Source organism: Streptomyces luomodiensis, assembly GCF_031679605.1.
Lineage (GTDB): Bacteria > Actinomycetota > Actinomycetes > Streptomycetales > Streptomycetaceae > Streptomyces > Streptomyces luomodiensis.
Map to the genome: position 1 here is coordinate 2,712,593 of NZ_CP117522.1, position 11,497 is coordinate 2,724,089.

The following is an 11,497-nucleotide window of genomic DNA, read 5'->3' on the forward strand; positions in this document are numbered from 1 at the left end:
CCGGCTCAGCTGGTGCCGACTAGCGGCCGGTGGTCAGCTCTGGCCGCCGGCCAGCTTCTCGCGGAGCGCGGCCAGCGCCTCGTCCGAAGCCAGGGCGCCGGAGTTGTCGGCCGACTCCGAGGAGTACGAACCGCCACCGGACGCCTGCCCGCCCTGCGACGGGGCGGCGCCGCCCGCCTCGGCAGCGGCCTGCTCGTCGGCCTCGCGGGACTTGATGACCTGCGCCTGGTGCTGCTCGAAGCGCTGCTGCGCCTCGGCGTACTGGCGCTCCCACTCCTCGCGCTGCTTCTCGTAGCCGGGCAGCCAGTCGTTGGCCTCCGGGTCGAAGCCCTCGGGGTAGATGTAGTTGCCCTGGTCGTCGTAGGACGCGGCCATGCCGTACAGGGTCGGGTCGAACTCGACCGCGGACGGGTCGGCACCGAAGGACTCGTTGGCCTGCTTCAGCGAGAGGCTGATGCGGCGGCGCTCGAGGTCGATGTCGATGACCTTGACGAAGATCTCGTCGTTGACCTGGACGACCTGCTCCGGGATCTCCACGTGGCGCTCGGCCAGCTCGGAGATGTGGACCAGACCCTCGATGCCCTCGTCCACGCGGACGAACGCACCGAACGGCACGAGCTTGGTGACCTTACCCGGGACGACCTGACCGATCTGGTGGGTCCGGGCGAACTGCTGCCACGGGTCTTCCTGGGTCGCCTTGAGCGACAGGGAGACGCGCTCGCGGTCCATGTCGACGTCCAGGACCTCGACCGTGACCTCCTGGCCGACCTCGACAACCTCGGACGGGTGGTCGATGTGCTTCCAGGACAGCTCGGAGACGTGGACGAGACCGTCGACGCCGCCCAGGTCCACGAACGCACCGAAGTTGACGATGGAGGAGACGACGCCGGAGCGCACCTGGCCCTTCTGGAGGGTGGTGAGGAAGGTCTGGCGGACCTCGCTCTGGGTCTGCTCCAGCCAGGCGCGGCGGGACAGGACCACGTTGTTGCGGTTCTTGTCGAGCTCGATGATCTTCGCCTCGAGCTCCTTGCCCACGTAGGGCTGAAGGTCGCGGACGCGGCGCATCTCCACCAAGGAGGCGGGGAGGAAGCCACGGAGGCCGATGTCGAGGATGAGACCACCCTTGACGACCTCGATGACGGTACCGGTGACGATCCCGTCCTCTTCCTTGATCTTCTCGATGGTCCCCCAGGCGCGCTCGTACTGGGCGCGCTTCTTGGAGAGGATCAGTCGGCCTTCCTTGTCCTCCTTCTGGAGAACGAGGGCCTCGATCTCGTCGCCGACGGCCACGACCTCGTTGGGGTCGACGTCGTGCTTGATCGACAGTTCGCGGGAGGGGATGACGCCTTCGGTCTTGTAACCAATGTCGAGCAGGACCTCGTCCCGGTCGACCTTCACGATGACGCCGTCGACGATGTCGCCGTCGTTGAAGTACTTGATCGTCTCGTCGATCGCGGCGAGGAAGGCTTCCTCGGAACCGATGTCGTTTACCGCCACCTGCGGGGTGGTGCGGGTTGCCTCGGTGCTGCTCGTCATGTGGAAAAGGGCTCCGGTACGGACATGAAGTCGTAGGTACTGCTACGCCAAGGACCCTTATCGCACCGCCGAAGCCGGACAGCCTTGGAGGCGTTCCACTCTTTCCGATTTGCGAGTGATCGAAAAGTGTAAGCGCCTCGACAACCGAGGGGACATACAACAGATGCGAGTGCGGCCTGCTCCGTCCGAGGCGCACAGGCCCGCAGCGCAACTTGTAGCATACGGGGGCAGCCGGGCATGGTCAATGCACGAAGAGCGCACGCGGGGATCAACGCCCCGAACCCGGCAAATTGCACGGTCCGCGCGGCGACGCGGTCCTCGCCGCGTCCCGCAGCCGCAGGTCGAGACAGAGAGTACGACGACACCCGAGATGGTCCAAGAACACGAGCCCAGCACCGCTGGGGAGGCCGCCGAGCCGACGGCCACCCGCCGGATCGCCGACGAGGCGGAGAGCAGCCGGGCCAGCCGGGGATGGTGGGACCGCAACGCGGACGAGTACCAGGAGGAGCACGGCGCCTTCCTGGGTGACGACCGGTTCGTCTGGGGCCCGGAGGGGCTGGACGAGGCGGAGGCCGGGCTGCTGGGTCCGGTGGAGGCGCTCAAGGGGCGCGACGTGCTGGAGGTGGGCGCGGGCGCCGCGCAGTGCGCCCGCTGGCTGGCGGCCCAGGGGGCGCGGCCGGTGGCGCTGGACCTCTCCCACCGGCAGCTGCGGCACGCACGGCGGATCGACGCGGAGGCCGCCGCCTCCGGGGCCCCTGAGGGGTCCGGGGTGGCGCTGGTGCAGGCCGACGCCACGGCCCTGCCCTTCCGGGACGGCTCCTTCGACCTGGCGTGCTCCGCGTACGGGGCGGTGCCGTTCGTGGCCGAGCCGGTGCGGGTGATGCGCGAGGTGCGCCGGGTGCTGCGGCCGGGCGGCCGGTGGGTCTTCGCGGTGACGCATCCGATCCGCTGGGCGTTCCCCGACGAACCGGGGCCCGAGGGGCTGTCCGTCGCCGCCTCCTACTTCGACCGCACGCCCTACGTGGAGCAGGACGAATCGGGCCGGGCCGTCTATGTGGAACACCACCGGACGCTGGGCGACCGGGTACGGGACGTGGTGGCCGGGGGCTTCCGACTGGTCGACCTGGTCGAACCGGAATGGCCCGAGTGGAACCACCAGGAGTGGGGCGGCTGGTCCCCCCTGCGGGGGAACCTGATCCCCGGCACGGCGATCTTCGTATGCGAGCGGGACTGAGGCGGAAGCGTTGACGGCGTCGAACGTCCCCGCGGGCCCGCGCACCGAGGCCCTCGACCGCCTGCCCGTCAAGGACGCCGTGCCCGAGCTGCTGCGCGCGCTCGACGAGCGCGGCGTCGCCGTGCTGTGCGCACCGCCGGGCACCGGTAAGACGACGCTGGTGCCACTGGTGCTCGCCGGGCTGGTGGGCGGCGGACCGGTGCGGCGGGTGCTGGTCGCCGAGCCGCGGCGGATCGCGGCACGGGCCGCCGCGCGGCGGATGGCGTGGCTGCTGGGCGAGCGGACGGGCGGGAAGGTCGGCTTCACCGTGCGCGGCGAGCGGCAGGCCGGGCGCGGCACCGTGGTCGAGGTGGTCACGACCGGTGTGCTGGTGCAGCGGCTGCACCGCGACCAGGAGCTGACCGGCGTCGACGTGGTCGTGCTCGACGAATGCCACGAGCGCCATCTGGACGCCGACACGGCCGCCGCCTTCCTGCTGGACGTCCGGGCCGCGCTGCGCCCCGACCTCCGGCTGATCGCCGCCTCGGCGACGACGGACGCGGAGGGCTGGGCGCGGCTGCTCGGCGAGGGCGGGCCGGACGGCGGGGACGGCCCTGGGGAGCCCGCGCCGGTCGTCTCGGCGCCGGGCGTGTCCCATCCGGTGGAGGTGGTGTGGGCGCCGCCCGAGCGCCCTGTGCGGCCGCCGCACGGGATGCGGGTGGACCCCGCCCTGCTGGACCATGTCGCGGCCGTGGTCCGGCGGGCGCTGCGCGAGCGGGAGGGCGATGTGCTGTGCTTCCTACCGGGCGTCGGGGAGATCGCCCGGGTGGCCGGGAAGCTGGGCGGGCTCGCCGGGGCGGAGGTCCTCCAGGTGCACGGGCGGGCGCCCGCCGCCGTCCAGGAGGCGGTGCTCGCGGGCGCGGACGGCGGACGGCGGCGGGTGGTGCTGGCCACCTCGGTCGCCGAGTCCAGCCTGACCGTGCCGGGCGTGCGGATCGTCGTGGACTGCGGGCTGGCGCGGGAGCCCCGGATGGACCACGCACGCGGACTGAGCGCGCTGACGACCGTAAGGGCGTCACGGGCCGCCGCACGGCAGCGCGCGGGCCGTGCCGGACGTGAGGCGCCCGGGGTGGTCTACCGCTGCTGGCCGGAGGCGGAGGACGCCCGGCTGCCGCGTTTCCCGTCCCCGGAGATCGCCGGCGCGGACCTTACGGCGTTCGCGCTACAGACGGCGTGCTGGGGCGATCCGGACGCCTCGGGTCTGGCACTGCTCGATCCGCCACCCGCCGGGGCGATGACGGCCGCACGCGAGACGCTGGCCGCGATCGGCGCCGTGGACACCGCGGGACGGGCCACCGAACGCGGCACCCGGATGGCCCGCCTCGGCCTCCACCCGCGCCTGGCGCGGGCCCTCATCGACGGCGCGGAGGAGGTCGGCGCACGGCGGGCGGCCGAGGTGGTGGCCCTGCTGAGCGAGGAACCCCCGCGGGAGTACGGCGACGACCTGGCCGCCGCCTGGCGCACCGCCCGCCACGGTGGCGACCCCTACGCCGCCCGCTGGCGCCAGGAGGCCCGGCGGCTCGAACACGCCCTGACCGCCGAGGGGCTCGCGGGTGCGGACGGCGCCCGCGGCGGTGACGGCCTGGCGCGCGGCGAGGACGCGGTGGCGGGGCTGGTGGCCGCGCTGGCGTTTCCGGAGCGGGTGGCCCGGCGACGGGGCGAGCGGGCGTATCTCATGGCCGCCGGGACGGGCGCGGAGCTGGGCGACGGCTCACGGCTGGGCGCGGCCCCGTGGCTCGCGGTGGCCGTCGCGGACCGGCCGGTGGCCGCCGCGTCGGCGCGGGTGCGGCTCGCGGCCGTGACCGACGAGGACACCGCCCGGACCGCGGCCGCGGCGCTGGCCTCGGACGGTGCGGAGGTCCGCTGGGCGGACGGGGACGTGCTGGCGCGCCGGGTGAGCCGGCTCGGCGCGATCGAGCTGGTGTCCCGGCCGCTGGCCGACCTCGATCCGCACGCGGTGCGGCGGGCGCTGCTGGAGGGGCTGCGCCGCGAGGGGACGGGGCTGCTGCGCTGGTCGGCACAGGCCACGGCGGTACGGCAGCGGATGGCGTTTCTCCACCGGGAGCTGGGCGGGGCCTGGCCGGATGTCTCCGACGCGGCGCTGCTGGACCGCGTGGACGACTGGCTCGGGGTGGAGCTGGCGCGCGCCCGCAGACGTGCCGACCTGGAGCGGGTGGACGCCGGGGTGGCGCTGGCCCGGCTGCTGCCGTGGGCCACCGGCGAGGCCGCGCGGTTCGAGGAGCTGGCGCCGGAGCGGATCGAGGTGCCGAGCGGTTCGCGGGTGCGGGTGGACTACGGCGGGGACCGGCCCGTGCTGGCGGTCAAGCTCCAGGAGCTGTTCGGCTGGCAGGAGGCGCCCCGGATCGCGGGCGGCCGGGTGCCGCTGCTGGTCCACCTGCTGTCCCCGGCGGGGCGTCCGGCCGCGGTCACCGCCGATCTGGCGTCGTTCTGGAAGGACGGCTACCGCTCGGTGCGGGCCGAGTTGCGCGGCCGGTATCCCAAGCATCCCTGGCCGGAGGACCCGACGACGGCCGAGCCGACCCGGCGGACCAACGCCCGCCGCTGAGCCCGCGCCCGCGCCGGCCCCTACCGGCTTCGCCGCCACGAGCGAATCCCGGGGACGGATGGTGCCGCGAGGGCCGGTACGGGCCGTCGCCGGTGCGCGGTGCGGTCGCGGGCCTCCAGCAGCAGGGCGAGCGCGAGCAGGGCCGTCCCGAGGATCAGGAAGCCCCACGGCAGATAGGTCGTGAGCGCGAGGACCAGCTGACGCTGGGACGTGACCAGGTCCACGGTGTGCCGGATGTAGTCCTCGCGCATCTTCACATGGCCGGAGAAAACGGTCACCCGGTCGCGGTCGCCCAGCAGCGTGCCGCCGCGCAGCTCCTCCTTGTGGATCTCCTCTCCGTTGACCGGGGCGCCCGTGGTGGGCTCGACCCAGAACATCCGCTTGGTGCTGTACCAGCGGGAGGTGCCGGCCTTGGCGACGGTCTCGGGGGTGACGCCGTCGACCGGCATGGTCTTGGGCAGCGGCACCTTGGTCCAAGGGATGGTCTGTTCGAAGTAGTAGACCTTCAGGCCGCGGAAGGTCCGGGTGCCCTTGTAGTGGATCGGGGCGGAGGTGCGGGTCTGGGCGTCGAAGTAGCGGTAGTCGCGCTTTTCGGTGAGGAACGGCCATTTGTACTCGATGCCGTCGCGGCGCACCGAGTCCCCGTCGACGTGCTCGCCGCCGGCGTGCACCGGGTCCTGGGAGTGGGCGTCGAAGACATAGCGCTCGGGGATCTGGGAGACCATCTTGCCGTCGGGCCCGGCGACGTACGACAGGGCGTCCCAGACGACGACATCGCGCCCGGTCTCCTTCCCGACCTTCTCGGCGGCCGCCACATTGCCGCGCAGGGTCTGCACGATGCTGACCTTGGAGACGGTGTGGGGCTTCATGGTGCCGTAGTCGAGCAGGGTGGCCGGACTCGCCTCCAGGACCGCCGTCTGGTACTCGCTGGGCGGGATCTTGGCCAGCCGGGGATAGGCGTACCAGCGCAGCAGCGGCGCGAGGGCGGCGAAGAAGACGGCGAAGGCCAGCAGCACCAGGCTTGCTCTGCGGCGCATGGCGGATGTCCCTCCCTCAGGGGTGCTCGGGGACCGTGGTGAGCAGGGGGTCCGGGGAGGTCTCCCCGCTGGGCACGCCGATGGCCGTCACCGTCAGGACAATGGCGAGGGCGGCGGCGAGTCCGATCGCGGCGGCGACGAGGGCACGCATACGGGCCTCCTCGTGGGTCCGGTACGAGGCGCTGCCTGACGCGTCGTCAGGGATGGGGCACCGTAGCAACGGGGGCCGCAGATGAGAACACGAAGGCGGGAAAGCGTCGCACCGCCCCCGGGCCCGGCGGGGCCCAGGGGCGGTGCGAGGAAACTGCCCGGTGCGCGGAGCGGCGCTTACGAGGCGGGGGCCTGGGTGACCGTCAGCTCGACGTCCAGCACCGCGCCGCCCTCCGTGGTGAGCCGGAGCAGGAAGGTGCCCGCCTGGTCATCGGTGAGGATCTCCGGCAGCGTGAGCTGCCCGGAGGCGTTGGTCTTCAGGCCGGTCAGAGTGCGGACCGGCTTGCCCGCGGCGTCCAGGAAGTAGGGGCCCTTGTCGTTCGCCTCGGGCTGTTCGGCCGAGGTGATCATGGTGGCGGTCACCGGCACATCCACCGTGGCCTTGCCCTTGTTGGTGGCCGTGACGGTGAGCGCGTCGGCGAAGGAGCCGCCGGTCTGGGCCGTGAGCTTCTTGTCGCCGATCCGGGCCAGCGCATCGGCCTGCGGTACCGGACGGGCCGTGACGGTCGCGGTGAATTCGACCGGGGCGGCCTCCCGCCCCACGGCGGTGGCGCGCACGGTGAAGTCGCCGGCCTTCTCGCCCGCGAGCAGCTTCGGCGCGGTGGCGGTGCCATCGGAGCCGGTCAGCACGGTGGCGGAGGTGACGAGGCCGAGGAAGCGGGCGTCGGTCTCGCCCAGGATCTCGTACCGAACCTTCGCACCGGCCACCGGCTTGCCCGCCGCGTCCACGGCCTTGACCTGCGGCGACTGGGCGAAATTGGTGCCCGCGACGGCGGACAGCCGCTGCGCGCCGACGGTGGTGAGCTTGCTGGTGCCGCTCGGGGTGGTGGGCGGAGTGGTGGTGGGCGGCTTGGGGGTCGGCGTCTGGGAGCCGGGGGTCCCGTCGTCGGTGTCGGCCGGAGGGGTCGGGGTGGAGCTTTCGGAGTCCCCGTCGGGCTTGGGCAGGGTGTGGGCGTCGTGCTCCCCGCCGTTGCCGGTGTCCTTGCCCGCTCCGCTGCCCTTCCCCGTGTCCTTGTCCTTGTCGCCCGAGCCGCCACTGGACTTGTCGCCCGAGGGCAGCACACCGGTGCCGTCGGGGACCTCATGGGTGCCGCGCTTGTAGTACTCGAACCACGACAGGACGGTGTTCAGATACTCCTGCGAGTGGTTGTAGCCGAGGATCGCGCTGTCCAGATCGGCCTTGACGGACAGGTCGCGGCCGCCCGCGCAGAGGTAGCTGCCCGCGGCGAGGGCCGCGTCGTAGATGTTGTTGGGGTCCTTCTCACCGTCACCGTTGCCGTCCCGGCCCCAGCTGGCCCAGGTGGACGGGATGAACTGCATGGGGCCCACGGCCCGGTCATGCGTGCTGTCGCCGTCGTAGGCGCCGCCGTCGGTGTCCTTGATCAGGGCGAAGCCATCGCCGTTGAGCACCGGGCCGAGGATGGGCGAGACGGTGGTGCCGTTCGCGTCCACATTGCCGCCGCGGGCCTGGCCGGACTCGACCTTGCCGATCGCGGCGAGCAGCTGCCAGGGCAGATTGCAGCCGGGGTTGGACTCCCTCAGGGCCGCTTCGGCCTTCTTGTAGGCGGCGAGGACGCTCGCGGGTATGCCCGCCTCGGGCTTGGTGCTGTTCCCGAGCCCCGGCAGGTCGACCGAGGAGCCCGGCTTGTCGGGGGTGACCAACGGCGGCAGATCGGTGTGGTACGACGAACCACCGTCAATGGGGGTGTCGTCCGGCGCCGGTGCCTCCCCGGCCCGCTGCTCCCGGTTCCGGTCACCATGCTCCGAATTGGCGAACCCGGGCGCCTGAGAGGCGGTGAGGGCGGCCATCGCGGCCGCCGCCACCGCTGTCGTGGCCGCCCCCTTACGCAGTCGTCGGCCGATAAGCGGTGCCATCCGAGTGTCCCTCCCGTGTGAACACAGTGCGCTCCCCCGCGCGTCAACCCTGGTGACACTACGACAACTTATGGCCCGGAGCTACCGGTGCAAACACCGCGTCCGCGGATCCCTCAGTGAGCCGCCGACTCCCAGTCGGCGCCCGAGCCGACCGACACGTCCAGCGGGGCGCTCAGCCGGAAGGCGCCCTTCATCTCACGGCGCACCAGCTCCTCGACCCGCTCCCGCTCACCGGGGGCGATCTCCAGCACGATTTCGTCGTGCACCTGGAGCAGCATCCGCGAGGAGAGCTTCTCCTTGGTCAGCGCCGCGTCGACCTTCAGCATCGCGATCTTGACGATATCGGCGGCGGTGCCCTGGATCGGGGCGTTGAGCGCCATCCGTTCGGCCATCTCGCGGCGCTGGCGGTTGTCGCTGGTGAGGTCCGGAAGATAGCGGCGGCGGCCGAGCATGGTCTCCGTATAGCCGGTGGCGCGCGCCTCCTCGACGACCCGCTGAAGATAGTCGCGCACCCCGCCGAACCGCTCGAAGAAGTTCTCCATCAGCTTGCGGGCCTCATCGGGGGTGATGCCCAGCTGCTGGGAGAGGCCGAACGCCGACAGGCCGTACGCCAGTCCGTAGGACATGGCCTTGATCTTGCGGCGCATCTCCGGATCGACCGCCGCCGGCTCGACCGCGAAGACCTGGGAGGCGACCGTGGTGTGCAGATCCTCGCCGGAGGTGAACGCCTCGATCAGGCCCGCGTCCTCGGAGAGATGGGCCATCACGCGCAGCTCGATCTGGCTGTAGTCGGCGGTCATCAGCGACTCGAAGCCGTCACCGACGACGAAGCCGCGCCGGATCGCCCGGCCCTCGTCCGTGCGCACCGGGATGTTCTGGAGATTGGGGTCGGTGGAGGAGAGCCGGCCGGTGGCCGCCACGGTCTGGTTGAAGGTGGTGTGGATGCGGCCGCCGGGGGCGATGGTCTTGATCAGGCCCTCGACGGTGGAGCGCAGCCGGGCCTGCTCACGGTGGCGCAGCATGATCACCGGGAGTTCGTGGTCGGTCTGCGCGGCCAGCCAGGCCAGCGCGTCGGCGTCCGTGGTGTACCCGGTCTTGGTCTTCTTGGTCTTGGGCAGGCCCAGCTCGCCGAAGAGCACCTCCTGGAGCTGCTTGGGCGAGCCGAGGTTGAACTCATGGCCCACCGCGGCGTGCGCCTCCTTCACGGCATGCTGCACGGCGGCCGCGAACTGCTGCTCCATGCGCTCCAGCCAGGAGCGGTCGGCCGCGATGCCCGACCGCTCCATCCGGGCCAGCAGCTCGGAGACCGGCAGCTCCATGTCGTGCAGCAGCCCGTCCGCGCCCACGTCCTTCAGCCGGCCGCCGAACGCCTCGCCCAGGTCCAGGATCGTCCGCGCCTTGATCATCAGGGCGTCCCGCTCGGCCTCGTCATCGGCGCCGAAGGCCAGCTGCCCGCCGTCCGCGGCCACCGCGGGGGACAGCTCACGGCCCAGGTACTCCATCGACAGGGCGTCCAGCTCGAACGAGCGGCGGCCGGGCTTGACCAGATAGGCGGCGAGGGCGGTGTCCATGGTGACGCCCGCGACGGACCAGCCGTGCTCGGCGAAGACCCGCATGATCCCCTTGGCGTTGTGCAGCACCTTGGGGCGGTCCGGGTCCGCGATCCACTCGGCGAACGCCCGCTCGTCGGCCTCGTCCAGCTGCGCGGGGTCGAAGCTCACGGCGGGTCCGGAACCGGTGGCCAGCGCGATCTCGCTGACGCTGCCGCTGCCCAGCGCCCAGGTGTCCACGGTGGCCAGGCCCAGCGGTGCCGCGCGGTGGCTCTCCAGCCAGGGGGCGAGCTCACCCGCGCCCAGCGCCACCCCGTCGACCGCGACGCCCGGCTCCGCGGCCGCGGGCTCCTCCTCCGCCGCGCCCGGGTCGGCGGCCATGATCCGGTCGCGGAAGTTCTGGTGGCGGAACTCCAGCGCGTCCAGGATCACCGAGAGCGCCTCCCGGTCGTACGGGGCGCGCGCCAGCCCCTCCGGACCGGTGGTGAGCTCCACGTCCCGCACCAGCTCGGTCAGCCGGCGGTTGAGCTTCACGGACTCCAGGTGGTCGCGGAACTTCTCGCCGACCTTCCCCTTGACCTCGTCGGCCCGCTCCACCAGCTCCTCGAAGGAGCCGAACTGGTTGATCCACTTCGCCGCGGTCTTCTCGCCGACGCCCGGGATACCGGGGAGGTTGTCCGACGGGTCGCCGCGCAGGGCCGCGAAGTCGGGATACTGGCGCGGGGTGAGGCCGTACTTCTCCTGCACCTTCTCGGGGGTGAACCGGGTCAGCTCGGACACGCCCTTGGTGGGGTAGAGCACCGTGACATGGTCGGTGACCAGCTGGAACGAATCCCGGTCGCCGGTGACGATCAGCACCTCGAAGCCCTGCTCCTCGGCCTGGGTGGCGAGAGTGGCGATCACGTCGTCGGCCTCGAAGCCGTCCACCGCGAACCGCGTGATGTTCATGGCGTCGAGCAGCTCGCCGATCAGCTCGACCTGGCCCTTGAACTCGTCAGGGGTCTTGGAGCGGTTCGCCTTGTACTCCGTGAACTGCTCGGAGCGCCAGGTCTTGCGCGAGACGTCGAACGCCACGGCGAGGTGCGTGGGCCGCTCATCACGGAGCGTGTTCGCCAGCATCGAGGCGAAGCCGTAGATCGCGTTGGTGGTCTGGCCGGTGGTCGTGCTGAAGTTCTCGGCCGGCAACGCGAAGAACGCCCGGTATGCCAGGGAATGCCCGTCCAGCAGGAGCAGGCGGGGACGGTCCTCCCCCGTGCGGTCGGACGCGGGCGCTGCGGTCTTCTTCGATGCTTTCTCTGCCACGCCCCCGATCCTGCCACGCCCCACCGACAATGCTTCCCGCCCCGGCCACCGGGACCAGGCCGGGCACATGATCGGACGGGCACATGACCGACACATGACCAGGCACCTGACCCGACACATGACCGGACCGGCCGCGGGAACGGCCGCG

Annotated in this window: 7 protein-coding genes; 2 read left to right on the plus strand and 5 right to left on the minus strand. The window is 72.1% G+C overall.

All coding sequences use genetic code 11. The features are described from left to right. Positions 1–33: 33 nt before the first annotated feature. Positions 34–1,536 carry a 30S ribosomal protein S1 gene (rpsA, locus tag PS467_RS11665; RefSeq protein WP_268971376.1) on the minus strand — a complete coding sequence of 501 codons (1,503 nt, stop codon included), beginning with the start codon at positions 1,534–1,536 and terminating at the stop codon, positions 34–36. Between the two features lie 370 nt (positions 1,537–1,906). Between rpsA and PS467_RS11670 the strand changes: the two genes are divergently transcribed. Continuing rightward, positions 1,907–2,770, plus strand: a complete 864-nt coding sequence (locus PS467_RS11670) for a class I SAM-dependent methyltransferase (RefSeq protein WP_268971377.1) — start codon at positions 1,907–1,909, stop codon at positions 2,768–2,770. Positions 2,771–2,780: 10 nt separating this feature from the next. Then, a complete protein-coding gene (hrpB, locus tag PS467_RS11675) occupies positions 2,781–5,375 on the plus strand; it encodes an ATP-dependent helicase HrpB (protein WP_311035208.1) in 2,595 nt (864 codons plus the stop codon). Positions 5,376–5,395: 20 nt separating this feature from the next. Here hrpB and pgfA read toward each other — a convergent pair whose 3' ends face one another. The 4 genes from pgfA to polA form a co-directional block, all read right to left on the minus strand. Beyond that, positions 5,396–6,412, minus strand: a complete 1,017-nt coding sequence (pgfA, locus tag PS467_RS11680; RefSeq protein ID WP_311035209.1) for a cell envelope lipid trafficking protein PgfA — start codon at positions 6,410–6,412, stop codon at positions 5,396–5,398. Between the two features lie 16 nt (positions 6,413–6,428). Further along, positions 6,429–6,563 carry an SPW_0924 family protein gene (locus PS467_RS11685; RefSeq protein ID WP_268971380.1) on the minus strand — a complete coding sequence of 45 codons (135 nt, stop codon included), beginning with the start codon at positions 6,561–6,563 and terminating at the stop codon, positions 6,429–6,431. Between the two features lie 176 nt (positions 6,564–6,739). Next, positions 6,740–8,497: a lytic transglycosylase domain-containing protein gene (locus PS467_RS11690; RefSeq protein WP_311035210.1), complete on the minus strand. Its 1,758-nt coding sequence runs from the start codon at positions 8,495–8,497 to the stop codon at positions 6,740–6,742. Positions 8,498–8,610: 113 nt separating this feature from the next. Continuing rightward, a complete protein-coding gene (gene polA / locus PS467_RS11695; protein WP_311035211.1) occupies positions 8,611–11,349 on the minus strand; it encodes a DNA polymerase I in 2,739 nt (912 codons plus the stop codon). Positions 11,350–11,497 lie beyond the last annotated feature (148 nt).

Coding starts and splice junctions, on each gene's coding strand:
- rpsA (WP_268971376.1), bottom strand. CDS start 1,536: ATGACGAGCAGCACCGAGGCAACCCGCACCACCCCGCAGGTGGCGGTA.
- PS467_RS11670 (WP_268971377.1), top strand. CDS start 1,907: ATGGTCCAAGAACACGAGCCCAGCACCGCTGGGGAGGCCGCCGAGCCG.
- pgfA (WP_311035209.1), bottom strand. CDS start 6,412: ATGCGCCGCAGAGCAAGCCTGGTGCTGCTGGCCTTCGCCGTCTTCTTC.
- PS467_RS11685 (WP_268971380.1), bottom strand. CDS start 6,563: ATGCGTGCCCTCGTCGCCGCCGCGATCGGACTCGCCGCCGCCCTCGCC.
- PS467_RS11690 (WP_311035210.1), bottom strand. CDS start 8,497: ATGGCACCGCTTATCGGCCGACGACTGCGTAAGGGGGCGGCCACGACA.